This is a genomic window from Priestia sp. YIM B13486, assembly GCF_042787865.1.
Classification (GTDB): domain Bacteria; phylum Bacillota; class Bacilli; order Bacillales; family Bacillaceae_H; genus Priestia; species Priestia megaterium.
Map to the genome: position 1 here is coordinate 102783 of NZ_JBHZOZ010000009.1, position 24381 is coordinate 127163.

23 protein-coding genes, 1 pseudogene and 1 riboswitch are annotated in these 24381 nt (G+C 39.4%); of the genes and pseudogenes, 5 read left to right on the plus strand and 19 right to left on the minus strand.

What is annotated here, in order from left to right; genetic code table 11:
• Positions 1 to 87: 87 nt before the first annotated feature.
• The 8 genes from ACFX4G_RS21050 to ACFX4G_RS21085 all read right to left on the minus strand — a co-directional run bounded on the left by ACFX4G_RS21050 (position 88) and on the right by ACFX4G_RS21085 (position 7721).
• On the minus strand, positions 88 to 1302 hold the full coding sequence (locus tag ACFX4G_RS21050; protein WP_377576637.1) for a cytochrome P450: 1215 nt from the start codon (positions 1300 to 1302) through the stop codon (positions 88 to 90).
• Between the two features lie 169 nt (positions 1303 to 1471).
• A complete protein-coding gene (locus ACFX4G_RS21055; protein ID WP_367045835.1) occupies positions 1472 to 1867 on the minus strand; it encodes a DoxX family protein in 396 nt (131 codons plus the stop codon).
• Positions 1868 to 2022: 155 nt separating this feature from the next.
• Positions 2023 to 3444, minus strand: coding sequence for a glycosyltransferase family 2 protein (locus tag ACFX4G_RS21060; RefSeq protein WP_377576641.1), 1422 nt, complete (start codon positions 3442 to 3444; stop codon positions 2023 to 2025).
• A 44-nt stretch (positions 3445 to 3488) separates the two neighbouring features.
• On the minus strand, positions 3489 to 4712 hold the full coding sequence (locus tag ACFX4G_RS21065; protein WP_097823165.1) for a nucleotide sugar dehydrogenase: 1224 nt from the start codon (positions 4710 to 4712) through the stop codon (positions 3489 to 3491).
• Positions 4705 to 6231: a glycosyltransferase family 2 protein gene (locus tag ACFX4G_RS21070; RefSeq protein WP_377576644.1), complete on the minus strand. Its 1527-nt coding sequence runs from the start codon at positions 6229 to 6231 to the stop codon at positions 4705 to 4707. Before ACFX4G_RS21070 ends, ACFX4G_RS21065 begins: the two co-directional genes overlap by 8 nt.
• 2 nt (positions 6232 to 6233) lie before the next feature.
• A complete protein-coding gene (locus ACFX4G_RS21075; RefSeq protein WP_014458685.1) occupies positions 6234 to 6434 on the minus strand; it encodes a hypothetical protein in 201 nt (66 codons plus the stop codon).
• 18 nt (positions 6435 to 6452) lie between these two features.
• Entirely contained in the window at positions 6453 to 6800 is a 348-nt protein-coding gene (locus tag ACFX4G_RS21080) for a DUF2642 domain-containing protein (RefSeq protein ID WP_097823168.1), read from the minus strand.
• A gap of 246 nt (positions 6801 to 7046) precedes the next feature.
• Positions 7047 to 7721: a C40 family peptidase gene (locus tag ACFX4G_RS21085; RefSeq protein ID WP_043978437.1), complete on the minus strand. Its 675-nt coding sequence runs from the start codon at positions 7719 to 7721 to the stop codon at positions 7047 to 7049.
• Between the two features lie 185 nt (positions 7722 to 7906).
• Here ACFX4G_RS21085 and ACFX4G_RS21090 point away from each other — a divergent pair, with 185 nt between their 5' ends.
• On the plus strand, positions 7907 to 9196 hold the full coding sequence (locus ACFX4G_RS21090; RefSeq protein WP_377576647.1) for a protoglobin domain-containing protein: 1290 nt from the start codon (positions 7907 to 7909) through the stop codon (positions 9194 to 9196).
• A 40-nt stretch (positions 9197 to 9236) separates the two neighbouring features.
• On the opposite strand, the gene ACFX4G_RS21095 is transcribed toward ACFX4G_RS21090, so the two are convergent.
• The 3 genes from ACFX4G_RS21095 to ACFX4G_RS21105 form a co-directional block, all read right to left on the minus strand.
• A complete protein-coding gene (locus ACFX4G_RS21095; RefSeq protein ID WP_013084563.1) occupies positions 9237 to 9770 on the minus strand; it encodes an HTH-type transcriptional regulator Hpr in 534 nt (177 codons plus the stop codon).
• Between the two features lie 196 nt (positions 9771 to 9966).
• On the minus strand, positions 9967 to 10830 hold the full coding sequence (gene rsiV / locus ACFX4G_RS21100) for an anti-sigma-V factor RsiV (RefSeq protein WP_043978433.1): 864 nt from the start codon (positions 10828 to 10830) through the stop codon (positions 9967 to 9969).
• On the minus strand, positions 10827 to 11327 hold the full coding sequence (locus ACFX4G_RS21105) for an RNA polymerase sigma factor SigV (RefSeq protein ID WP_377576707.1): 501 nt from the start codon (positions 11325 to 11327) through the stop codon (positions 10827 to 10829). Before ACFX4G_RS21105 ends, rsiV begins: the two co-directional genes overlap by 4 nt.
• 158 nt (positions 11328 to 11485) lie before the next feature.
• Here ACFX4G_RS21105 and ACFX4G_RS21110 point away from each other — a divergent pair, with 158 nt between their 5' ends.
• Entirely contained in the window at positions 11486 to 12895 is a 1410-nt protein-coding gene (locus ACFX4G_RS21110) for a polysaccharide deacetylase family protein (RefSeq protein ID WP_377576650.1), read from the plus strand.
• Positions 12896 to 12923: 28 nt separating this feature from the next.
• Here the strand turns inward: ACFX4G_RS21110 and ACFX4G_RS21115 are convergent.
• Positions 12924 to 13250: pseudogene (locus ACFX4G_RS21115) on the minus strand (GerAB/ArcD/ProY family transporter); the annotation flags it as partial.
• 313 nt (positions 13251 to 13563) lie between these two features.
• Here ACFX4G_RS21115 and ACFX4G_RS21120 point away from each other — a divergent pair.
• Both ACFX4G_RS21120 and ACFX4G_RS21125 read left to right on the plus strand, forming a co-directional pair.
• A complete protein-coding gene (locus tag ACFX4G_RS21120; protein WP_028411001.1) occupies positions 13564 to 13797 on the plus strand; it encodes a YczF family membrane protein in 234 nt (77 codons plus the stop codon).
• A 167-nt stretch (positions 13798 to 13964) separates the two neighbouring features.
• Positions 13965 to 15137 (plus strand): hypothetical protein, encoded by a 1173-nt coding sequence (locus tag ACFX4G_RS21125; RefSeq protein WP_377576653.1) that lies wholly within the window; start codon positions 13965 to 13967, stop codon positions 15135 to 15137.
• A 51-nt stretch (positions 15138 to 15188) separates the two neighbouring features.
• Here the strand turns inward: ACFX4G_RS21125 and ACFX4G_RS21130 are convergent, their stop codons facing one another.
• The 4 genes from ACFX4G_RS21130 to ACFX4G_RS21145 all read right to left on the minus strand — a co-directional run bounded on the left by ACFX4G_RS21130 (position 15189) and on the right by ACFX4G_RS21145 (position 21175).
• A complete protein-coding gene (locus tag ACFX4G_RS21130) occupies positions 15189 to 16622 on the minus strand; it encodes an amino acid permease (protein WP_043978423.1) in 1434 nt (477 codons plus the stop codon).
• Between the two features lie 232 nt (positions 16623 to 16854).
• On the minus strand, positions 16855 to 17754 hold the full coding sequence (gene rocF / locus ACFX4G_RS21135; protein WP_097824387.1) for an arginase: 900 nt from the start codon (positions 17752 to 17754) through the stop codon (positions 16855 to 16857).
• A gap of 436 nt (positions 17755 to 18190) precedes the next feature.
• Complete coding sequence (gene ggt, locus ACFX4G_RS21140; RefSeq protein ID WP_377576656.1) at positions 18191 to 20269, minus strand: gamma-glutamyltransferase; 2079 nt, start codon at positions 20267 to 20269, stop codon at positions 18191 to 18193.
• Positions 20270 to 20677: 408 nt separating this feature from the next.
• Positions 20678 to 21175 (minus strand): tetratricopeptide repeat protein, encoded by a 498-nt coding sequence (locus ACFX4G_RS21145; RefSeq protein WP_377576659.1) that lies wholly within the window; start codon positions 21173 to 21175, stop codon positions 20678 to 20680.
• A 174-nt stretch (positions 21176 to 21349) separates the two neighbouring features.
• Here ACFX4G_RS21145 and ACFX4G_RS21150 point away from each other — a divergent pair, with 174 nt between their 5' ends.
• Positions 21350 to 21436: a YjcZ family sporulation protein gene (locus ACFX4G_RS21150; RefSeq protein WP_016765201.1), complete on the plus strand. Its 87-nt coding sequence runs from the start codon at positions 21350 to 21352 to the stop codon at positions 21434 to 21436.
• A 187-nt stretch (positions 21437 to 21623) separates the two neighbouring features.
• On the opposite strand, the gene ACFX4G_RS21155 is transcribed toward ACFX4G_RS21150, so the two are convergent.
• The 3 genes from ACFX4G_RS21155 to ACFX4G_RS21165 form a co-directional block, all read right to left on the minus strand.
• Positions 21624 to 21704 carry a YjcZ family sporulation protein gene (locus ACFX4G_RS21155; protein ID WP_016765202.1) on the minus strand — a complete coding sequence of 27 codons (81 nt, stop codon included), beginning with the start codon at positions 21702 to 21704 and terminating at the stop codon, positions 21624 to 21626.
• Between the two features lie 326 nt (positions 21705 to 22030).
• On the minus strand, positions 22031 to 23350 hold the full coding sequence (locus ACFX4G_RS21160; RefSeq protein ID WP_043978418.1) for a TrkH family potassium uptake protein: 1320 nt from the start codon (positions 23348 to 23350) through the stop codon (positions 22031 to 22033).
• A 3-nt stretch (positions 23351 to 23353) separates the two neighbouring features.
• The gene (locus tag ACFX4G_RS21165) at positions 23354 to 24013 is read right to left on the minus strand and encodes a potassium channel family protein (RefSeq protein ID WP_013058591.1); all 660 of its coding nucleotides are present in this window, start codon (positions 24011 to 24013) and stop codon (positions 23354 to 23356) included.
• Positions 24014 to 24137: 124 nt separating this feature from the next.
• A riboswitch (cyclic di-AMP (ydaO/yuaA leader) is annotated at positions 24138 to 24282 on the minus strand.
• Positions 24283 to 24381 lie beyond the last annotated feature (99 nt).

Sequence of the window (24381 nt, forward strand, 5' to 3'; positions counted from 1 at the left end):
AAAGTTTATAAGAATAGTCGCTAGAGTGAATCTACATAAAAAAAGACTTCCCACAAGTCAGTGAAATTGACCTGTGGGAAGTCTTCTTTATACGTTTTTACGAATCAATAATTCTTTTAATCCGTACACAAACGTGCTTTCAATCGGCTTTAACTCAAATGACGGGCTCCAGTCCATCTGCGGATAGCGGTCAATCAGCTCGGCCAGCATAATTTTTGCTTCTATTCGAGCAAGGGGTGCTCCTAAGCAAAAATGAATGCCTCTTCCAAATGCCATGTGCACATTTGGCTTTCGATCGATTTTAAATACATCCGGGTCTTCAAAATACTCCGCGTCTCGATGCGCAGATCCCATCCATGGAACCACGTGTTCGCCCGCTTTTAGTTTCTTGCCTGCAAGAGTCACATCTTCTTTTACGATTCGGTGAAGAGCCTGAACGGGTGAACGATAGCGAAGAACTTCTTCAATCGCAGAAGGCAAAAGTTCTTTCTCTTGTTTGAGTCGTTCAAAAGAAGCTTTATCTTCCATTAAACAATAAATCGTATTTGAAATTAAATTTGTGGTTGTTTCGTTTCCAGCAATCAGCAGCAAAATAGAAAAACCGACGATTTCTTCATCCGTTAGCTGTTTCCCTTCTTCTTTTGCCTGAAGAAGCACGGAGATAATATCATCTCCTGGACGCGTACGTTTTTCTTCAATGATTCGATAAAAATAAGTTTCTAGCTCATCATTTGCTTTCATTTTCTCTTGCTGCAATTTTTCGAGCGTTTCACGTTCGTTATTAGAAGGACCGGCTACAATAATATCCGACCAATCTTTAAACTGACGCTGATCTTCTATCGGCACGCCTAAAATATCGGCAATTACCATAACCGGAAGCGGATAGGACAGATGCTCGACTATATCAATATCTTCAAGATGCTCAACTTCTTGTAATAATTCAGCTGTAATACGCGCAATTTTAGGCTCCCATGCTTTCATTGCTTTAGGCGTAAAAGCTTTATTAACAAGCGCTCTCATTTCAGCATGCTTAGGCGGATCAATATTAATTAGACTCGTTCCTAGAGCAGTTTGTCTTTGGTTTTGTGGAGGTCTTCGATCAGAAGAAAAAATATTCTTTTGTTCTAGCACTTCTTTGACCCCGTCATAGTGAAAAACATCCCATACCTGCCTTTCTTCATCCCATTGCACAGGCGCGGTGTTTCTCATCTCTTCATACCATGAAAAAGGATTAAAGCGCTCTTCTTTTGTTTGAATTGTATTCACTTGACGGACAATTCCGTTTTCTCTTTCGGTTTTCATGTTAAAACCTCCCCGTATCGTTCAAATAGAATGACTACGTAGTCATCTATGACCAAATAGTACCATATATATGAATTTTCTTAAAAATGATAGCTGTATATTTTAGTAAAAATGAATCGATAGAAGGATATTTTTTACAAAAAAGGGTAGGCGCATAGCGCCTACCTTTTTAAGAATAATGTTCTTCTGGTTTTTGTAATCGGTTGTCTAACGCGTACGCGCCGCTTCCTGCTAGAATCATATGAAGCGAAACGACAAAAAGGGCAACCTCAAGCTCATAGCCGCCTATAAAACCAGCACCGCTTTTCGCTGTAAAAATAGCGCCAATCATCACAATCGCAAACAAGACACCGATTAAACGCGTTTGAAATCCAAGAATCATAGCGGCTCCCCCTACGAATTCAATAACCGCAACCGCATAAGCGAAAAACGCAGGAATGCCCATGCTGTGGAAAAAACCGACCGTATTATCAATACCGCTTTGGAATTTGCCAAGGCCATGAATAAAAAACGTTAGCCCTAACATAAGACGAAGTAAAAACGTTCCAAGCTGATAGCTTTTCATTTCTTTTCCTCCTTTTTTACTTTTGTCTGCACATGTAACAATTTTAGTTACAACTGTGAACAAATTCAAGGGGTTAGAACAGAAAAACAAGATATCAGCAAATTTCTTTATCTCATTTTAAACGTTTCTTTTAGAAGTAAGGCAATACTCCCTGCTCAGTCACGCTGAAGATAAGAGAGAAAAGCAAAAATATGATCGTGAATAATGAGTTCTGCCGTAGGAGAATGGTTCTTTAATGGAATGTGCTCAGAATATCGAAACCGATTGAATTTATTTACGTCAACATGGTGAACGGCCTGCACATGAAAATCTTCTATTATCGCTTTTACTTGAGCAAAAGGCGGCATCACAAGAGATTCGGTTCCGATTTTTTGCAGGCATTCTCTGCTTATGGCATGAGGAACAGCTGTCATCGAGCTCATTAATAAATCTTTTCTTCCTACCGTCTCATTTAACACGTACTTCCACCCCTGCACAACATGCGTGAGCTTCGCTTCATCTTCACATACGTTTAAAGCTACATCAACGCCGCTCGCTACCGCTGAAGCAAATGGATACAACTCTTGAGCTGAAAGAACAAAATCCCCGTCTATAAAGAGAAGAATATCTCCCGTTGCTGCAAGGGCCCCCGCAGCTCTTCCGCAATCATGCCCTAACCGCTCATCGTAGACGAGGGTTTTGACACCCTGTTCTTTGGCATAAGCCTCCGACTGATCAGTGGAACCGTTAATCACGACAATGATTTCTAACGGCTCAAGTTTTCTTGCTTCTGCAATCACTTGTTTGATTGTTTGTTCTTCGTTGCAAACTGGAATAATAACAGACAGCTGTTTTCCTCCATAAAAAGAAGATAATTTCCCCCAGCCGTGCTCAACAACTGAAATGGGCTGCGTAAGTATATCCACTCGCCTTTTACGATTTGATGCAAGCGTATAGTATGTTTGAAGAAGCTGCTGGTAGGATTGAATTCGCTCTTTGGTGCGCAGCGGGCGATCAAATGGACGAAAGTTTCCTTTCCCCTGTGTTTCAATCGACATAGACATACTTACGCGGTATTGTGTTAAAAATGTCACAAATAACGAAAGAGGCGGCAGCTCCCAGTAGTTCTTCAACACGCTTAACTGTACCCCGTAAGGCGCTTTTAAATAAGCGTTGGCGTGGTGAGGCTTCCCAATCGCATGATGCAAAACCCTACTCCACATCAGCTCGCTGCGGTTAAAAGCATTCATTTTCATTTTCCCCCACTTGTTTAGCACAACATCGCTATGTCCAAATAACAAAGGCTGAACAAAACGCTCAAGCTCGGAAGCCGAAAGAATAATGTCTCCGTCTACAAACAAGACGGCATCTCCTTTGGCAGTCTTTGCTCCTTCCATTCTCGCTTCATGTGGAGACATACGCTTTTTTATTACTTTTACCGTGCACCCTTCTTCTTTCGCTATTTTTACTGAAGCATCTGTACAGCCATTTGCGACCACAATAATCTCAAGCACGTTTACTTTTTTAATTTGCTTAAGCACAGTTTTTAGCGTTTCTTCTTCATTGTAAACGGGCAGCACGACAGAAAGAGTTTTCATTGATATCCCCCCTAAAAAAAGAACCACTGAACAATTCAGCGGCTTCATTCATTTAAAATACCTCTTGTATCCACAACTTTTTTTGCGTATTTTACAATCGACCAGTCGATTTGACTGTGATCGGTTAACACAAGTACAACATCGCTTTTTTTAACTTCTTCTTTTGTCAGCGGGACTGAGAAATACGTTTGCTTATTTAATATAGCGGAGTCAATGTAAGGGTCATGATACGTCAGCTCATATCCTTTTGTTAAAAGACCTTCACATACCGTCAGCGCCGGCGATTCACGCATATCATTTACGTCTTTTTTATACGCCATGCCCACAACAAACACGCGTTTCTCATTTGCTGCGAGCTGCTTTTCAACACGTTTAATTACTTTATTTGGCATTTCTTCATTAATATGATGAGCAGCTTCAATAAGTTCGCTTGTTAACCCATTTTGCTTTAGTTTCCATAAAAAATAAAGCGGATCAACGGGTATGCAATGTCCTCCAATTCCGGGACCTGGATAATACGGCGTGAACCCAAACGGCTTAGTAGATGCCGCCTGTAAGACCTCATGAAAATCAATCCCTAATTCCTCACACAGTTCATTTGTTTCATTCACCAACGAAATATTGACAAGACGCTGAATGTTTTCAAACAGCTTGCACATTTCCGCTACTTTTGGAGAAGAAACAGGTACGACTTGCTGAAAAATACTTTTATAAAACGTCTGCACGTGATAAAGGCAGTCTTTGCTGTAGCCGCTAATCACTTTTGGAATATACTCAATGTCGTACGACTTGTTTGCTGGATCGACTCGTTCTGGAGAGTAAGCTAAATAAAAATCAACTCCCGCTTGCAAATCAGACTCCTTTAAAATAGGTAAAACAACTTCTTCAAGCGTGCCTGGATAGGTAGAGCTTTCATAAATAACGGTTTGTCCTTTTACCATATGTTCTTTCAAAAACGTAGATGCGCTAATAACGGGTCCTAAGTCCGGATTATGATTCTCTGTAATAGGAGTTGGCACGGTCACCACTACATAATCGCATGCTTGAAATGCGGAAATACCTTTTTTTAATTCATATGCTTGAAAGTTTTTCTCTCTTTGAATCACATCATTACGTACATCTGGAATATAGCTTTCCCCTTGTTTTAGCGCTTCAATTTTCCGGACGTCAATATCAAGTCCAATCACGGTGTAGTTTTTCTTAGCAAACAAAAGAGCAAGCGGCAGTCCCACATACCCTAGACCAATAACGGCAACTTTTTTATTCATTCTTCAACACCTCAAACAAAAGATCATGTCTTCGTATGTCGGGAAGAAATTCGCCTCTTTCGCTAGTTTGGCTAATATAGTACGCCATGGCCTCTACATAATCTCCTAAAATTCGCTGAGTTGATGCTGCTAGACCTTTGACTTTCATATGCTCTTTTCGAATCCGATTTGTTCGCGCCACATCCACAAAATGAACAGGCTGGACATTAAAGCCGTACATAATACTTTTTAATTGAAATAAAGGCGGAATAATAAGAGATTCGTAGCCTACTTTCTCCATTACATCTCGTTTAATGGCATGGGGAATAGCCGTTGTTGTATTAATTGTTAAATCAGGACGTTTACAGACAAGGTTCAGAAAATATTTGGCAGTACTTACCGAGTGAATAGGATGCACTTCATCAAGCAGACACTCTAAATTATTAAGCGCTACATCAATTCCTTGATCAGCAGCTTCCAAATACGGACGTAAATTTTCCGCAGAAATAACAATATCTCCGTCTATGAACAAGCAAACTTCACCGCTGCTGTACATCGCACCGATTGCTCGAGGTACATTATGTCCAAGCCGCTGCTTGTAATGAAGAACAGTAGCACCCGCTTCAATTGCTCGCTTAACCGTCACTTCGTCTGCCCCGTTGGCAACCACGATGATTTCTTCCACTCCGGCTTTTTTCACTTCTTGAATCACGCTTGCAATCGTTTCTTTTTCTTCACCTACTGGAATAACAGCACTGTACTTAACGCCTGCTTTCCGCTTCACGCTTGGTGTGTAAGCGGAAACAACTTCTCGGTTTCGATCGCCGTCTGTTAGTCCTCCTCTTATGCCTTTTTCTTCGATAAGATGAGCTAACGCTTTAATGTGGTCTCCAATAATATAATTAGTGGAAATAGGAAAAGGTGAATTGGTAGGAATTGTTTTGTGGGTGGTTCTAATCTTATTTGTATAAATAACGTCTGAAGAACACGGTGCAACGATTGACATTCCTTTTAAAAGAGCAATCGTTTGAGCGAGCGGGGGATGAGCTAAATTCTCATATCCAATTTCAGCAGCCGATGTTTTTTTTATGGCATGAGGAATGGCTGTTAATGCTTGAACGGATAAATCTTCGCGCTGTAAGCACAAGTTCAGCATATATTTTGCAACAGAAACAGGATGAGGATGCACCTTTCGTTTCATAATCCACGTAAGGTTATTCAAGGCGATATCATGACCGGTTTCTATAGCTTGCGTATATTTTATCAGCTCTTGATGAGGAACCGCGATATCTCCGTCCAAAAAAAGCAAAATGTCTCCTTTTGCTTTTTTAGCCCCAATGGCTCTTCCGATATTAATGCCAAGAGCTTCCTCATAATAAATGACGCGGCAGCCTGCATCCTTGGCTATTGCCTTAGTTGCGTCACTAGATCCATTTACGACGACAATAATCTCAAACGGCTTCATTTTCTGAACTTCTTTAATAACAGGTAACAAAGAATCGGCTTCGTTACAGGCTGGAATAATCACTGATACTTTCAAACTCACTCAACTCCGCTAAAAATTCGAACATACGTAATGGCTACTAGTGGAATTGTTACGTCCGTTGGCTCACCATATGAGCTTGATGTACGCACAACAGCCGCTGCGTCCGTAACAGCAAGCAGTGTTCCATTAATAACGTCAATAGCTGTGATAATTTGCACAAATGAACCCACATTTTCTCTTAATGCATCTTGAAACATACTTTTCTCTCCTTTCGTTTAAGCACTTTGAATAGTGACAATGCTTGTAAATGGCAGTAATACCGTTGATGTGGAAGACTCTATCAATTCTAAATAGTTATCCCCAACAAACGTCACGACGCCCTCAAGCGGACCAGCCGTTGTTTCAATTACAACTTCTTGTCCGATATACTGCTTAGCAATTTCTTTAAAAGGTGATTCTTGAGCTTCTTTAATAATACTGATCACATATTCTTTAAACGTGTCGGAATAAACAACGTCTTCTACTGCTTTTTTTGTGTTTTCCTGAATAAATTCAGCAAATCGATTGGAAAACAACAGATGTCTTATCCTTTCTACATAGCGACGGTAACAACAAAAAAACATAAAGTTTGTTCCTCCTTTTTATACTGCTATCCCTTCAAATTACCTACAACAATTGACGCAACCTGAGAGATTACTTTATCAATATATACAAGCTGTATCAGAAAGGTGACAGAACTTTTGTCGTATTTCCATACAAATACGCACTTGACTAGCCCATTTTGTATAGGATAATCCCCTACCTACTGAAACCAATATAAAAAAGACAAAGCCCTCAGGCTTTGCCTTTTTTATTTATTAAATGATAAATCAGTTAGCTGCAATACGCTTTGCTCCTATATAGCGCTCTTTCCAATAGCTTGAATTTTTATCGCTAATTGTCACGCCTTTAGAAGACGATGCGTTAATAAATTTTCCGTCTCCAAGATAAATGCCTGCATGAGAAGGACCTTCTTTGTACGTTTCAAAGAACACAAGATCTCCTACCTGCGGTTCACTTACATTTTCACCTGCTTTATAGATATCTTCAACCGTTCTGGGAATATCAACGCCTACGCTTTCTTTATATACATACTGAAGATATCCGCTGCAGTCAAATCCTGAAGGTGTAGTGCCGCCCCATTTGTACGGCGTGCCCATTAAGGATTTTGCTTTGCTGATTACTTTATCCGTATTCACTTCCGATTCGCCTTCTACAACGCCGCCTTTACCTAATGCATTGTATGTATTCTCTCCAACAACTCCATCTGCTTCTAGGTTATGTTTCTCTTGAAAAGCCATAACCGCTTTTTTCGTTTCATAATTAAAATAACGCGATACTTCGCCTTTTAAAAATCCTTTATCTTTTAACACCGTTTTAACTTGTTCAACATCATCATTTGTCATCCCTTGTTTTAAAACCGTGTCGCCAAACGCAGCGTGTCCCATTGCCGGACTTGCAAATAAAGCTCCTCCTACAAGAAGCGCCGATAGCATTTTTTTCATTTCGTTTCCTCCCCGAATCATGTTTTAAGCACCGTACAACCATACCATCTGCGGATAACAATTCAATTAATAGAAGATAACAATTTGATAACAATCTTCTTAAACAGCCTCAACTCTTGGATGTAAAACGCCGAAATATAAGAAGAAGAGAAAAACAACTATTCTAGCAAATAAAGGTGATAAACATGAATTGGTTTAAACGAAACAAAGCGCACGCCGAAGCAGCCGCTGTCGAATCCATCACTGTAAAGCTTCATGTATCGGACCCGATGATAAAAAAGCAGATTAACATGATTTCCTTAACAGCAGAGGATCTCGAACGGATTGCCAGATTTCAAGTTCACGCGCTGAATGCCATCGAAGAGATCGTGAACGATTTTTACAAAGCTATTGGTGAACAGGCCCATTTGGTTGCGATTATCGAAAAGAACAGCAGCGTCCATGCATTAAAACAAACGTTAAAGCGGCATATTTTAGAAATGTTTGATGGACAAATAGATGATGCTTTTGTGGTAAAACGTCAAAAAATTTCCAAGATGCACGTTAAAATTGGACTTGAGCCAAACTGGTATTTGTGCGCATTTCAAAATTTATTTACGTCGCTTCTTTCAGTATGTGAACGTAGGATGGAATCAAAAGAAGAATGTCTGGCTTTTATTGCAAGTATGACAAAGCTTATTAGTCTAGAACAGCAAATTGTGTTAAAAGCCTATGAGCTTGAATATGACGAGCAGCGCGCTGGACTTCAGACTCAAAAAGAGAAAATTCAGCTAGAAATCTCTCGTACATCATCTATCTTTTCTTCGCTATCTGAAGAAACGAAGACATTTATGAATCAAATGCACAACCAGTCCTCTGACGTCGTTTCTTATGCAAACAAAAGCTCTGAACTAGCAGAAGTCATTGAGAAAGAATCCGTTACGAGTCAAGCAAAATTAAAAGAAGAACAAAACATGCTGGGAAGCATACAAAAAAATACGTCGCTCATTCAAAACAAAATGAAAACGCTCGAACATACATCACAGCAAATTCATCAAATCGTTTCGATTGTTACTTCTATTGCGGAGCAAACGAATTTATTAGCATTAAACGCTTCGATTGAGTCTGCTCGAGCGGGCGAGCATGGAAAAGGATTTGCAGTGGTGGCACAGGAAGTACGGAAGCTTGCAGAAGAAACGAAGAAATCTATTGCTAATATTTCCACTTTTATCGGAGACATTCAAAAACAAATCGAAAGCGTCTCGGCGCTAGGCGGAGAAGTCGCTACATTAACAAAAGATACGGCTGACAATATGAACAACATTACTTCTTTTTTCACGAACGTTCTTAGCATAACAACCGAGAACAAACAGCAAACCGTGCTAACCAAAAAAGAGCTTGAAAAAATAGCGGATGTAATGAAGCAACTGTCTCTGCGAATTGAGAAGATGGCCCATTCCTCAGAAGAACTTGAACGGTTAACTGAAAAAAGTTGATATGCAAAAAAGCCTTCTCAGCTTGCACAAGAAGGCTTTTTTATTTTTTCAAGCTAGCAGCGGGCTCTTGAGAAGAACGTTCGATAAACTGGACAAAATCTTCTCCGTATATGCTTCGAATCAGAGCCGTCAGCTCAACAAAGTCAGGCAGCTCTCCGTAAACATCTCGAAGCGGCATTGCTCCTTGAAACAAAGGATTTTCAAGAGGATTATAATCCTCGAGCGTTTTTAAAAACATCTTTTTTCCTTCTTCTGTGAGCTGTACGTATGTATTCCGCTTATCTTTCTCATTTTTAGAAAGGGTAAGATAGCCCCGCAAGTGCAATTTTTTTGCAAAGTTAAAAGCTGTGGATAAATGCATGACGCCTAGCTTTGAAATGTCAGTCATCGATGCAATTTCCAGCTGATAAGCAATCCCCAAAATGTGATGCTCATTAATGCTCAGATCGTACGGCTTAACCCACTGCTCCCAATCCTTTTCAGTAGACTTCCAAAGAGCTTTGCTTACTTGCATCACAAGCTGATTAAACAGCATGGCATCTTTAATCGTATCTTGATTTAACGTGCGTTTCACCTCTTCACTTCCTCTCTAGAAATGCAACCGTTCACATCATTTTCCCGTAAGACTTTATAAACAAAAAGAATGAAAATATATACAAAATATTATACATGATTGCTTATATATTTCAACTTATTTTGCATAAAAATAAATTTAAACGTTTCTTTATGTAAAAAAACAGGCGTGAACGTTCAGCGTTCACACCTGTTTTTTAATGAATATACCGTTTACCAACCAGAAGGTTTGAAATAACGTCCGTTGGAATTTCAAACTCAACGTTTCCCATATATCCTGGGGCGACTTTATATTTATCAAATACAATTCTAAGCTTGTGATCTTTCGTAATGTAGAAGCTTTGATTCTCAGCAATCTCTTTAAAAGGATCCATATCTTCTTCAGTCAGCCAGTAGATTTTGCCTTCTTCATGTTTCATTTGATCTTTCATTTGCTGTTTAATATTTTCACTAATGACCTTTATATAGCTTTTATCTTTGAACAAACTTGGAAGCGTGACGAGCACTTCATGTTTTTTATCAATCGTGTCGTACTGATTGACGCTCGACGTTGAAGCTCTCGATTCTTCCACATATCGATGAACCACAAGCAAATCATCGGTATCCGTCATAATATCATAGCCGCTGCTGACAGCCACGTTTCCTTTCTCTCCTTTTTGTAATGTTTTCATCTCTTTTTTAAACTGTTCATACAGCTGCTCGTTTTCTTTTATATACTTTTCATTCAAGCTTGTTTGAAGACCTTTGTTTTCCAAGCCTGAAATCGATGGTGTTTTCACGTCAATACGAGAATGCTTTTCTTCTTGCTTTAGTTCATCAAATGTGATCACTTCTACCACTTTTCCAATTACAGGAATTTTCGCCATTGCATTTGCCGCGTCTGGACTCACATTCACCGTTGTGATAAAAATAACCGCTGCTGCGGCAATTGCGCTCGGCCAAATATAGGATTTCTTTTTACGAGGATGTGAAGAAAGTGCCTTTGCAACAACATCATCTAATTCCTCAGGAATAGGAATGTCATGATACTGCTTCTTTAACTTTTCTATTTTTTCATTCATTGTTCTAAGTCCTCCTCCGTCATCTTAATCCGCAACAGGTTCAACCCTCTATAGAGCCTTGTCTTTACCGTGTTTACATTTTCCTCAATGATTTCCGCAATTTCGTCCATTTTTAAATCTTCGAAAAACCGCAGAATAATAATGGTTTTATATTTAACCGGCAGGTGATCCATTGCTTGCTTTAAATCGATATCTTCATACTGGTCTTCACGTCCGCTGCTCAAGTACTCAAGCGCTTCATCGTCCATAAGCGTTAAACGTTTATGCTTGCGCAGGAAATCGATTGCTGTTCGTACAACAATTTTATAAAGCCAGCTTTTAATCGATTGAGTATCCTTGATAGTGTCTATTGAAATGAGTGCTTTTTTAATCGATTCTTGCATAATATCAAGCGCATCTTCTTGATTTTTTACATAGCTGAAAGCAAGCCGGTAAAAATCCTCTTTATGCTCGGTTATGCACGCTACGAGCATCTGATGTGCATCATGTTTTTTCATCATCTTTCATACCCTTCTATTTTCTCTTGCTGAAGTACATCTATAAGGTAGACGGAATGAGTAGAAAAATAGTTTGGTTTTTTTTAAAAAAAGTAAAACTAAATGATGGTCTCATGCGTCTATTAGGTAGATTTATATAAAAAGGGGAATATTACCACATGAAAACCATGGGCTACAAACGTATTTTGACACTGCTTGGATGCTGTATTTTGTTTCTTGGTACAGCAGGGTATATCGTCAAAGCAAACAGTACAGAGAAAAAAACGGCAAGTATTCAAACAGATCAAACCTATCCAAACGTTGAAATTCAAACGCTAGTGAAAGACCTTACCGACGGAGGCTATGCTATTAGCTACCCTTCCTTTGGTAAAAAAGAAATCGATCAATCTATTCAAGCTTACGTAACAGATCAAGTGGCACACTATGAAAAAAAGCTAAAGAAGCAGTCAAAAAAGAAAAAATCTGAATTAACGATTACATATAAAATCGTCCATTACAGCAAGCAAACGCTAAGCGTTGTCTTTGATGAATATGAATCTGTAAATGGAGAGAAAGGAACGTCTTCTCTCAAAACCTTTACCTTTGACCTGCCTGCTCAAAAACAAATGACGTTAAAGAATTTATTTAAAAAAAATGCAAACTATTTAGATCGCCTTTCGGCTATTTCATATGCTGAATTAAAAAAACAAATGAAAACAGCTGATTTTGACCCGGACCTTCAAAAAGGAACTCAGGCAGCTAATCAAAATTTCAGTCAGTTTGCGCTGCTTGAAAACAGTATTGTGATCTATTTTAAGCCTTATCAGCTAGGTGCTGAACAAACAAAAACCAAAACAATCGCTATCCAAAAAGATTTATTTAAAGACGTGCTGAGCGATGCTTACAAAGACGAAGCAGCAAATAAAAATAAAGTCAAGGAAACGCCTCCAAAACATATCGTTAACGAAATGCCGCAGCAAGGAGCGCCTATTGATCCAACTAAAAAAGTCGTTGCGATGACCTTTGATGACGGACCTAACCCTGCATCTACCAATGTGATTTTAGATGGATTAAAAGAAGTGAACGGGCACGCTACCTTTTTTGTGTTAGGAAGCCGCGTTCAATATTATCCTGAAATAATCGAACGTATGGTCAAGGAAGGCAACGAAGTTGGAAATCACTCTTGGGATCATCCTCAGCTCACACGTTTGAACGAAGCCCAGGTCAAACACCAAATAGGCGATACCCAAGCGCTCATTAAACAAGTGAGCGGCTATGAACCACTGCACGTACGCCCTCCTTATGGAGCCGTCAACGCAAATGTAAGACGTTATATCGGAAATGTTGGCGTGACTCTATGGGATATCGATCCCGAAGACTGGAAATATAGAAACGTTCCTCACTCCGTTCAAGCGGTTATGAGCCAAGTCGGAGACGGAAAAGTTATTTTAATGCATGATATTTACCAAACAAGCGCCGAAGCAGCGGTTGAAATTATGAAGCAGCTTCACGCACAAGGGTATCAGCTTGTTACGATTTCACAGCTAGAACAAGTAAAAAAAGAGCGGGAGCAGCTGCATGTGCAGTAGCAGATAGCAGACGAACGCGCTGCAGCCATTAGGATGGCTGCAGCGCGTTTGTTTTTTTCATGCGATGTTTAATAAATGCTATACAGAGCAGCGTAAACGGAATCACTACGTGAAAAGGGATAAAAAGCAACACCGGCATAATCGTTAGCCCTTCTTTTAAATGCTCTTGAAAATTACTTGCAATCGTCAAAGAAAAAAATAAAATCACCGTGCCCACAGGATATGTCAGCGCAGAAGGTCGTTTCACCTTAAACAGTGTGGAAAGTCCAACAATCACGGCGTAAAAAAAGACGCTGATTTTAACAAATCCTCCGATGACTAATGCAATCATAAAAAACACGTCCAGCCGTTCTAGCTATTACTTCAAATCCTTTGTGCACCGTATAAATAATTAACAGCATCAGCATCACATTCATTACAAATAAAGGACTGTCGCTTGTTCCTCTGACGCCGAACCTTCTGTTTCCTTTGTATTGTCTTTGCTTTTTTTATTTTTAAATAAAGAAGGCACGATTAAAAACACCTTTCTTTTCTTTTTTTAGCTTTTTCCAAATAAATGCTTTGTATGCAATTTTTAATAGAGCAATCAAAGCGTAAGACAAAAAAAATAACAAAAACTATCGGTAGAATGTTTTCAAGAAAAAAAACAAAAACGGAGAGTGAGACGTATGAAAATCGTTTGGATATCAGCTTTGCTGTTAGGATGCTTAATGGGATTTTCTATCGGAGTGGATATGATACAAGGATTTAGTTTTTCCATGGCCTTGCAAAATGCCTATAGTCCGTTTCGGGTTATGGAGTTCGCTGAACTATTTGTCCTTTTTTTCCTTTTGTTCTGTTTTGTAGCTGAAGTATTTTATCGTTCATTTAAAGTGAAAAAAGCAAAACAGCGACAAAAATAAAACTCTGTAAAAAACACATATTTCTCCTTTTTACCACCTATTCTCCTTCTCATTTAAATGTTATAATTTTCATAATTGGAAAAACTTTTACACGCCTTTCTACATGGAAAGCTGTACGCTTAAACTACAAAATAAACATTGACTTTGAACTAAAAGGTGAAGAAATGATGAAAAAAAAATTAGCCGTTATTAGTACAGCTTGCTTACTTATTCTTGCAAGTGATCCCATCCCTTCTTATGCTACTCCCGATTCCCCGGACTCCTCTTCCGACGTTTTGGACCAGTCAACAGACGTGGATACAACTGAAGATGTAAAAGCAATTTTTGACTCCCTCTATCAAGAAGGCTATTCGCTTGGAGAAGAAGATGGATACGCACAGAAAAAATTCGAACAGTTTGATCAAACAACAGGACTGGACAAATCTTCTGAAGAATTCACGTGGTTTATGATGGGGTATACGGTAGGATATAAAAAAGGACAGCAGCAAAAAGAGGAAGAACTCAAGACTGAACAAGAAAATGAAATGGCTGCCGGCGAAGAGGAAGGCTATCAGCAAGGCGTCCTTGATTACAAACATGCTACTATTCAGTCAGAAATCGACCCTTTTCCTTCTAAGTCATCCGACTGGAATAAAGGGTATGTTCAAGGCTACAAAAAAGCTATTTCTTTAATGGACTTATCTGTTAAAGCAAAAAAAGAAGGCTATGACCGAGGTCTTGAAAATGATTCAATGAGTGTTCCGAGCATGTATGATGATGAGGATGTCACACGTCAGGCTTTTACAGAAGGCTTTGAAACCGCTCAAGCCGAAGTGCTGAAGCAGCAAAAAAAGCAGTTTGAAAAGCAGGGCTACGTACAAGGCTATCACGTCCTTTCATTAGAAGTACCTGCAGAAGCAGAAGGCGAATTGCAAACAGCCTTTGAGCAAGGATATGAAAAAGGACAGAAACAAAAGCAAAAAGACGTAAAAGCAGACGGATACGACTCAGCTTTCACTTATCAGACCTATAGAGCGCCTAAAAGTCTTCAGGACAAGCCCGAGCTAGAAAAATGGTACAAAGCAGGTTTTTATTCGAATAAAGATGTGAAATCTTTACAGAAAAAAGCTTATAAAGACGGCTGGAAACTTGGAAAAGAAGTGAGCGTTCCCAGAAAATACAAGCAAAATAAAGCTGCGGTGGCAATGTACAAGAAATATTTTGAGCAAGGCCAAAAAAAGCAGGATAAAACAGTGAGTCATATCCTGCTCGGCAGCGGTATTGTTCTTACACTGGTTGCTCTTATCACACTATGGAGGCTCCGCCGACGTAAAAATGAAGACACAACACTAGATAGCTAAAAACGAGTACATAAAAAACCCGGAAAATCGTGATTTTCCGGGTTTTTTATGTTAAATAATCATTCGTTTATTTTCCGCAAGCTGAACTTCTTGCTCTTGTTTTGACTGATTTTGTTTTCGAATTTTCAAATAATAATAAACATAGCAGCCTATAAAGAAAATACCTCCGCAGTATAACGCCATTCGCTGCTCGGGATCAAACGCAAGACTGATCATAACGATACAGTTCGTAATAAGCGCTACGATAGGAAGAACCGGATAAAGAGGTGTTCTAAATTTCAGATCTTCCACTTTTCCACCTTTAGCCACGTAAGCACGACGAAATGCAAGCAGTGAAGCGGTAATCGCAATCCAGCCAATTTGAGCACCGAGTCCAGCGAGTGAAATCAGCCATACAAAAACGGTTTTAGCTGCCACTACGCTTGAAAGCAGCGAAAAACATGAAATCACAAGCGTAATTAATAGTGCATTAAACGGAACTCCTCTTTTGTTAACTTTTCCAAGCGCAGGACTTGCCATTCCTTCTCTTGAAAGAGAATAAAGCATACGTGTAGCCGCGTAAAATCCAGAGTTTGCGACTGAAAGAAGAGCTGTTAAAATGATAAAGTTCATAATATCCGCCGCGTAAGGTACACCTACACTGTCTAACACAACAACAAATGGGCTTTCTACGACGCCTGCTTTTTCACGAGGAATCATGCTTGCTAGGACAAACACGGATAAGACGAAAAAGAAAAGCGTACGCCAAACCGTTTGCTTAATCGCTTTTGGAATTGTTTTTTCTGGATTTTCACTTTCCCCTGCCGCAATTCCAATCAATTCTGTTCCTTGGAACGAAAAGTTCACCGTAATCATTGTAATCAGCAAAGCCGTTACGCCATTTGGAAACAGCCCTTCGGCAAAGAAGTTTGATAGAAGCGGTGCTTCCTGTCCGCTTTTCATATCAATGAGTCCAAACATTGCCGCTCCGCCTACAACAATAAACATAATGATGGCGAAAATTTTAACGCTTGAAAACCAAAATTCTGTTTCACCAAATGCTTTAGCTGAAAGTGCATTTAGTGAAAAAATTAACGCTCCAAAAATGGCGCACCATAACCAAACGGGCGAGTCTGGGAACCATCTTTGCATTAATTGTCCGGCGGCTAAGAACTCAAGCGCCACCGTTACTGCCCATCCTAGCCAGTACAGCCATCCAATCGCAAAACCGGTTGCAGGGCCGATAAATTTAGTGGAGTACGTTTGAAACGATCCTGCAACTGGCATAGCAACGGATAATTCTCCAAGACACAGCATCGTTAGATACATAATGATCCCTCCTACTAAGTAGGAAATCATTGCTCCCATCGGACCTGCTTCATTGATGGTATAACCTGAACCAAGGAAAAAACCGGTACCAATACATCCCCCTAGTGATATCATAAAAAGATGCCTTGTTTTCATCGTTCTTTTTAATTCTCCTGGCTGTCCCTGTGGAATATTCATCCCATTTCCTCCCTTTGCTGCATAAAAATGAAATCGCTTTCATTTTTTTAGGTTTATTTTGTTTTTATAGCCGCTTACTAGGTAGCTCTTCATGGCTGAAGTCCATTAATGCCGGATGTTTTTCAAATGGCGCCAGCCCCGTAGCGAGGATGGCAGCCGCTTAGCCCTGCATGAACGTTTATTAGATCATAACAGATTTTCTTCTACACGATACCTATTAAGTAGCTCTTTCTTATAAAAGCTTATCGCCAAACAATGAACTCATTAACGCAACCGCTACTTCTGCAGTTTTGTTATGCTGATCTAAAATGGGGTTCACTTCTACAAATTCAGCAGATGTAACCATGTCTGCTTCCGCTAGCATTTCCATTGCTAAATGACTTTCTCGGTAGCTGATGCCGCCTTTTACAGGTGTACCTACGCCTGGTGCATCATCCGGATCTAAGCCGTCTAAGTCCAGCGACAGGTGCACGCCGTCTGTACCGCTTAAATAATCAATCGTTTCTTTCATCACTTGCGTCATACCTAAACGATCAATTTCATGCATGGTATACACTTTAATTCCTTTTTCTTTAATTAACTCTTTTTCACCATCATCCAATGAGCGTGCACCGATAATAACTAGATTTTCAGGTTTAATTTTTGGGGTATACCCTCCAATATTTAAAAGTACAGGATGTCCAATACCAAGGCTCACCGCTAACGGCATGCCGTGAATATTGCCTGATGGAGATGTTTCAGCGGTGTTTAAATCACCATGAGCATCATACCAAATAACGCCTAAATTTTCTGAACCTTTCGCGACTCCTGCAAGCGTTCCAATTGCAATGCTGTGGTCTCCGCCTAATATTAACGGAAAGCGGTCTTGCTCTCTCACTTCTCCAACTCGTGCAGCAAGCTGTTCATTTCCGCTGGCTACAGCCGCTAAGTTTTTCAAATTCGTATTTTTATCTACGTCTGCCCGCTCTTTAATTTCTACTTTAATATCGCCTTCATCGTGTACGGTATAGCCAAGAGCTTCTAAGCGTGTATTCATGCCTGCATAGCGAATCGCGCTCGGCCCCATGTCTACACCCCTTCTTGTTTGTCCGTAATCCATGGGTACACCGATAATTGAAATGTCTTTTTTCATTTTCTATACCTCCGTTGCATTTTATTTTGTGTGAAGTAAACATAGGTGTTTATTTAACTATGTATTTTTTTCATTGATACAGCCCCTCATCTATTTCTTATGCAAAAATGATGCCAACTTTGTTTGTAGCATTCTATCAGTCTTTTTATCACGGGTTTTCTTACATACGCCAAAAAAACTGTCGATTTCTACAACTTTTTGGCAAACCACGCCAATTTTTTTGTCGTTTGGTTTAAAATCGCCAATTTTATTTGCTTTCATAAAAAAGAGATGCGACATAATAAATTCCATTCAACAGCTAGAAGTAACTACACACAGAAAACCTACATTTGTCATACCCATAAAAAAATCCGAACGAGTTGGATTCTTCATCAAGAATCTCAATTCATCGTTCGGATTTTTCTTCACCTAAAATACTTTTGTCCCAGTCTCTCTTTTAATTTGTAATAACGTCTCCGTCTTCATCATCGCCTGTATCGTCTTCACCAGGATCTTTTTCTAATGAGACCACTTTCTTTTTGTCATCCCATTTCACTTTGTAGCCAAGTGATTTGGCTACTTTGATAACTGATAAATAAGAGTGATGATTTGGTTTATACAGCTTTAAGTCACTCGAATCAATGACGCCTAAGCCTAACAGCAGGCGATCGGATTGAACGTAAGGCTTTCCATCAATCAGCTTCACTTGCTTATCAGTAAATGGATAAACGGCACGGTTGACTTCAACTGTAAACTCTCCTTTTTTCTCTTCTTTAATTGGTTTTGGCTGTTTGGATACATATTTAATTGCGTCTACTCCTAATACCGTGCCTTGGCGCGTATTATCAGCGCCTCCGTACATTTTCCCCGTTTCATAGTCATAGATAACCGCTTGAACGTTTCCAATATGCTCAGGCTTTTCTTCAAACGCATGTCCTTTAGCCATCATTTCAAGAATTGTATCTTGGCTAAAGCCAGGTTCCCATCTTACGGTTGGATAGCCGCCTGAATAAATACGAGGTGTTAAAATCGCTTTTTGAATCGGCATCTTATGGTCAATAACATTCATAATCGTTTCTGCTACAGACGCAATAATGGTTGGGCCTCCCGGTGAGCCAATTGCCATGAACGGCTTTCCGTCTTTTAACAGCATAGTTGGAGACATGCTGCTTCGAGGACGTTTTTTAGGCTCAACCTGGTTCACGCCTCCCGGAGTGGCATCAAAATCCGTCATTTCATTGTTGAGCATAAATCCGTAGTCAGGAACCATAATTCCTGAACCAAAAACTTGTTCAATGGTAGTCGTGTAAGAAACCATGTTTCCCCATTTGTCTACAACAGAGAAATGAGTCGTTTGGCCGATTGGATTTTCTTCCTTTACTGTTGCTTTATTTGGATTTTCTTTTCCTTCATATTTCCAAGGGTCTCCTTCTTTGACATTAGGCGTTGCTTTGTTTGGATTAATTAATTTACGACGTTCTTTAATATAATCTTCATCTAACAGTCCTTTTTTCGGCACTTCGTAAAAGTCTTCATCTGCCATATACGCCGCGCGATCCGCGAAAGCTAAGTGCATCGCTTCCGTTAAATGCTGCAAATACTGAGGCGTATTGGAACCCATTTTTTCTACATCATAACCTTCCATTAGCTTTAAAATCTGCTGAACGGTTAATCCGCCGGAGCTAGGAGGAGCCGCACTAACCACATCGTAGCCCCGGTAAGTTGTTTTAACCGGCTCACGTTCTTTTACAACGTAATTTTTCAAATCATCCATGGTCATGCTTCCATCGCGTTTTTGAACTTCTTTAACAAGCGCTTTTCCAATTTCTCCTTTATAAAGAGCGTCTGATCCTTCTTTTTGAATAAGCTTTAATGTTTTAGCAAGATCCGGCTGAACAAGCTTATCTCCTTCTTTTAACGGCTTGCCATTCGGCACGAATACATTACCGGCCGTTTGGTATCTTTCAAGCTTGTCCACATTTTCATCAATGTACTGAGCCATCGACCAATTTACTTTGATTCCTTGTTCTGCTTGAGCAATAGCTGGTTTAATAACATCTGATAAGTCCATTGTTCCATAATCTTTAAGGGCTGTTTCTACTCCTTTTAGCGTACCAGGAACTCCAACTGCTTTTCCTGTTATGTGACGCTTACTGAAAGGGATGACTTTTCCTTTTGAATCTAAAAACAGCTTAGGCGTGACATCAGCTGGTGCCATTTCACGGCTGTCTAGCATCGTAATTTTATCTTTCTTTTTTTCATAAATCATCATAAAGCCGCCGCCGCCGATACCTGACATCATCGGTTCCACAACGTTGAGAGATAATTGAATAGCAGCTGCCGCGTCCACAGCATTTCCGCCTTCAGCTAAAACTTTCCTGCCCGCTTCAGCAGCCAGCGGGTGAGATGCCGCTACAATTCCTTGTGTAGCACCTCGTTTCATTGAATGGTCGACACCCGGAACTTCAGCAGCAGCTGGTGTGACAACTAAACTTAAACTAAATAATGCAATAACCAACATCTTCATAACCTTCACCTGGGTCTCCTCCTTCAAATACATTATTTCACATCGTCTGAAACGATGGATTTCACAAAGAATAAATTGGTTTATTATGATATTTTTTACATATGTGTATAAATAAAAAGCAAAGTAAATCAGACCTTTGCTTTTTTTAGTTAGTCGCATGTTTAACTTTTCTCTATTCATTTACAATTATCTATATTTTCTAACAATTTATCCATAGGCTGATAGTTTCTTACTATTTTTGGAATTATGTAGACTGAACGCTCTAATAATGTAGAAAATCTAGCAGTTAAGAAGTCGTTGGACTTACATGCACTTCTTAAAATTTCTATAAATATTCTTATTGTTATATAAAAAGCAATTCTTTATGAAAATCAGCATATGTTTCCTAAAAACCAAAAATAAAACAGGACTTTTGATTCACCGTCCTGTTTGCAGCATGTTTTCGACTTTTTTAATATCCCCGTGAGTAGGATTGATTTCCCGGGCATAAGCAATTTGTTCTTTCGCTTTTTCCATTTCTTTTAATTGAATATAGGTTTTTGCGAGTTCGAGCGGCAGCATAACCCCTTCAAAACCAAGATCTTGTGCCCGCTGCAAGTAAGACAGCGATTTTTCGTAATTCCCTCCAAACATAAGCGGAGTTTCCCGGTATTTTATTCCTCGAACGAAGTGCGCCAAGCTTGAAGATGGATTTAATGTTAGTGCCTGATGAAGAGCTCTGTCCATTTCTAAATTTAATACCATTTTTTCAAAAATAATTGATTCTTCGATTTGCTTTGCTAAACAAACCGCTAAGTAACAGTACAAATCAGATGCTTGAGGTTTTTTCTTCATTTCTTGTTGAATTTCACGTTTGATCTCTTTCCACTTACCCTCTTCTAGCTGATTCATGACGTATTCTACATGTATTCCCACCACTTTGCCCTCCTTTTCCTCTTTATCATAAAGGATTTCTGCACAAATGAAAAAAGTAAGTGTTCTTCATTTTTCTCAAAAGATCGTTACCGTTAAAAAATAGGCAAATTTCTCAATCAGTTAACCCAATTAGTACATAGGATATAGAGAATTTTATTAAAGGAGGTTACACATATGGGCGCAAAAGGCGGTTTTGGTTTTTCATTTATCGTTGTTTTATTTATTCTATTAGTAATCGTAGGATGTTCTTGCTACTACTAATTTTTAGAGGGGATGAACATCATTCATCCTCTTATTTCAAAAAAAACCATGCTTTCGCATGGCTACATACCGATTAGATGAATGAGTAGAGGAACTCATTGTTCGGCAATATTGAAGAAATTTTTGGTTTTTACTTCCGCCTAGTATGCCCTTTTTGACGGGGGCTATGCGCAAATAAAGTTAACGTTTAAAAGCGAAAGCCAGACGCACCTACAATAACAAGTAAAACAAATAACACAACGATTAACGCAAAATTTTGTTTTCCCACGTACCATCCCTCACTTCCTGTTATCTGCTTTTAGTGTATGCAACAGCTTGGCAAAATGTTTAGGACAGGGGTGCGGATTTTTTTAACGAGAAAAACCTTCAAATTTCGTCAAAAAAGTGAATCATATTTTTGTTTCTTTCGTTATATATAGTAAGAGATTTTTTTACTATAAAAAAGGGGGGCCTTTAATGCGCCGACATTCTAAATTGCCCATTGTTCTTGTCTTTGCCTTCTTTTTATTCATCGCAACTGTTTTGTGCGTAACCTCTTATATGTCTTGAACGTATAAATAATATAAAAAAATCGCCTCATCGAAGGCGATTTTTCTACCCCAGCATTATATCTTCATTTGGATAACGAACGGCTTCACGCTTTTGCTTAGATAATGAAAACGCAAGCGTTAATGGCCCCACTTTTCCTAAAAACATGATAAAGATAATAATCACGCGTCCAAAGTACGAAAGTTCAGGAGTTGCTCCCATCGATAAACCTACTGTTCCAAATGCAGAAACAACTTCAAACATAATTTTTACAAACGGCAGGTTTTCCGAAATATTTAACAGGAAAATGGCCCCAAATACAAACATAATTGAAATCATCGTGATGGCTAGTGCCTTAAACACGTGAAGAGGAAGAAGTCGTCTCTTTAATAGCACAATATCTTCCCGGCTTCGTAAAAATGCCCATACAGAAAAAATAATCACCACAAACGTCGTGAGTTTGATACCGCCTCCTGTTGAAGCACTTCCTGCACCAATAAACATTAACATAACCATTAAAAATATAGTGGAATCATGCAAACTTCCTATATCGATACTATTAAAACCTGCTGTACGTGTCGTTACAGCTTGAAAATAAGATGCCCACACTTTGTCTCCTAATGACAAACTTCCGAGCGTATGTGGATTGCTGTACTCCAAGAAAAAAATAAAAAGCATGGCAACCACGTTAATCGCAAACGTGCTGATGATCATAATTTTCGAATGCAGCGTTAGCTTTTTATAGGATTTTTTTACCCACATATCTGCAAGGACGGTAAACCCTAATCCACCGATAATGAACAAAAAAGAAATCGTTATGTTAATAATGGGATCTCCTACATACTGAACCAGGCTGTCAGATAATAGTCCGAACCCTGCGTTATTAAAAGCCGAAATCGAATGAAACAAGCTAAAGAACAGCCCCTTAGACCATCCGAACTCCGGAACCCAGCGTATCGCTAGAAAGATAAGTGCAACAAACTCAATTAAAAATGAAAAGATAAACAGTCTTTTAACTAGCAGGACAACTCCGCCGATGCTCGTTTGATTTAATGCCTGCTGAACGAGCATACGCTCTTTAAATCCAATTTTTTTACCTAGCATCATAAAAATCAACACGGCAAATGACATAATGCCAAGACCGCCTATTTGAATTAACAGCATAATAATCGTTTGACCAATGACGGTAAAACGTGTACCTGTATCTACGACGGCTAAGCCGGTTACTGTCATCGCGGAAGTAGACGTAAAAAGGGCGTCTACCCACCGGATGGGCTCAGTAGTAGAAACAGGCATCATCAATAGAAGAGCACCTATAATAATTCCTCCGCCAAAAATGGAGACAAGCAGCTGCGGAGGGGTGAGTTTAATGATTTGTTTTTTCATAAGTTAAACTCCTTCTTCTTCAAAACGGTTCAAATCGCGATTATGTCCGATAACAATCAGCATATCTCCTTGTTCAATTATTTCATGCGCGGTAGGCGAAATCACCATTTCCCCGTCTTTTCGCTGAAAGCCGATAATGTTGCAGCCGTACTTGGCACGAATGTTCAAATCAAACAGCGTTTTATTATGAAGTTTCTTAGAGGCGACAATTTCGACAATACTATAATCCTTTGACAGTTCAATGTAATCAATGATCTTTTCTGACACCACGTGATGAGCAATACGCTTAGCAATATCGCGCTCAGGATGAATGACTTTGTCCGCTCCTATTTTCTCCAGCACCTTTTGATGATACATATTCACTGCTTTTACCCATACTTGCTTAACGCCCATATCTTTTAAAAGCATCGTTGCGAGCACGCTCGCTTCGATATCATCCCCAAACGAAATAAGAGCATGATCAACATTGCGAATACCTAGCCCCTTTAAGCTAGCTTCATCAATTGCATTCGCCTGCACAACATATGTAGCTGAGTTGCTAAATTTATTTACTACCTCCTGATTGCGGTCAATAGCGAGCACATCCACATCCAGATTAGCAAACTCTTCAACCAAACTGCCTCCAAAACGACCTAATCCCAATACAGCAAACTGTTTTTTCATAATGTATTTATTCCTTTCTTCAACTGCTGTGTGTTCTCTTAGCTTATACTTTTTCTAAAAAATTACATCTTTTTCTTAAAAAAAGCGCAAAAAAACACAGGAAGGCTCCTGTGTTTTTTCACACTCTTCCCCCTCAAAACGCTTGCGAAGTTAGCTGTCGGGTTCGGGTTTTAAGAGTAACCCTACCTTTTTAAGGATTCACCCCGGAGCACAATATGTGCGTAAATAATGGGTCCTCCGCTCCGTAATGGATTAAGCGATTTTTATTCAAATGTCTATGATCTATTTTTTAGAATAATCGATTCGATTCATGATACATTTCACTTCACGAAAGCTATCTTACTCCTGTGGATTTTGTCTGTCAAGAT

Coding starts and splice junctions, on each gene's coding strand:
- ACFX4G_RS21125 (WP_377576653.1), top strand. CDS start 13,965: ATGAAAAAAAAATTAGCCGTTATTAGTACAGCTTGCTTACTTATTCTT.
- ACFX4G_RS21090 (WP_377576647.1), top strand. CDS start 7,907: ATGAATTGGTTTAAACGAAACAAAGCGCACGCCGAAGCAGCCGCTGTC.
- ACFX4G_RS21110 (WP_377576650.1), top strand. CDS start 11,486: ATGAAAACCATGGGCTACAAACGTATTTTGACACTGCTTGGATGCTGT.
- ACFX4G_RS21060 (WP_377576641.1), bottom strand. CDS start 3,444: ATGAAAACTCTTTCTGTCGTGCTGCCCGTTTACAATGAAGAAGAAACG.
- ACFX4G_RS21050 (WP_377576637.1), bottom strand. CDS start 1,302: ATGAAAACCGAAAGAGAAAACGGAATTGTCCGTCAAGTGAATACAATT.
- ACFX4G_RS21130 (WP_043978423.1), bottom strand. CDS start 16,622: ATGAATATTCCACAGGGACAGCCAGGAGAATTAAAAAGAACGATGAAA.
- rsiV (WP_043978433.1), bottom strand. CDS start 10,830: ATGAATGAAAAAATAGAAAAGTTAAAGAAGCAGTATCATGACATTCCT.
- ACFX4G_RS21085 (WP_043978437.1), bottom strand. CDS start 7,721: ATGAAAAAAATGCTATCGGCGCTTCTTGTAGGAGGAGCTTTATTTGCA.
- ACFX4G_RS21150 (WP_016765201.1), top strand. CDS start 21,350: ATGGGCGCAAAAGGCGGTTTTGGTTTTTCATTTATCGTTGTTTTATTT.
- ACFX4G_RS21075 (WP_014458685.1), bottom strand. CDS start 6,434: ATGTTTCAAGATGCATTAAGAGAAAATGTGGGTTCATTTGTGCAAATT.
- ACFX4G_RS21105 (WP_377576707.1), bottom strand. CDS start 11,327: ATGAAAAAACATGATGCACATCAGATGCTCGTAGCGTGCATAACCGAG.
- ACFX4G_RS21065 (WP_097823165.1), bottom strand. CDS start 4,712: ATGAATAAAAAAGTTGCCGTTATTGGTCTAGGGTATGTGGGACTGCCG.
- ACFX4G_RS21055 (WP_367045835.1), bottom strand. CDS start 1,867: ATGAAAAGCTATCAGCTTGGAACGTTTTTACTTCGTCTTATGTTAGGG.
- ACFX4G_RS21165 (WP_013058591.1), bottom strand. CDS start 24,013: ATGAAAAAACAGTTTGCTGTATTGGGATTAGGTCGTTTTGGAGGCAGT.
- ACFX4G_RS21160 (WP_043978418.1), bottom strand. CDS start 23,350: ATGAAAAAACAAATCATTAAACTCACCCCTCCGCAGCTGCTTGTCTCC.
- ACFX4G_RS21080 (WP_097823168.1), bottom strand. CDS start 6,800: ATGTTTTTTTGTTGTTACCGTCGCTATGTAGAAAGGATAAGACATCTG.
- ACFX4G_RS21120 (WP_028411001.1), top strand. CDS start 13,564: ATGAAAATCGTTTGGATATCAGCTTTGCTGTTAGGATGCTTAATGGGA.
- rocF (WP_097824387.1), bottom strand. CDS start 17,754: ATGAAAAAAGACATTTCAATTATCGGTGTACCCATGGATTACGGACAA.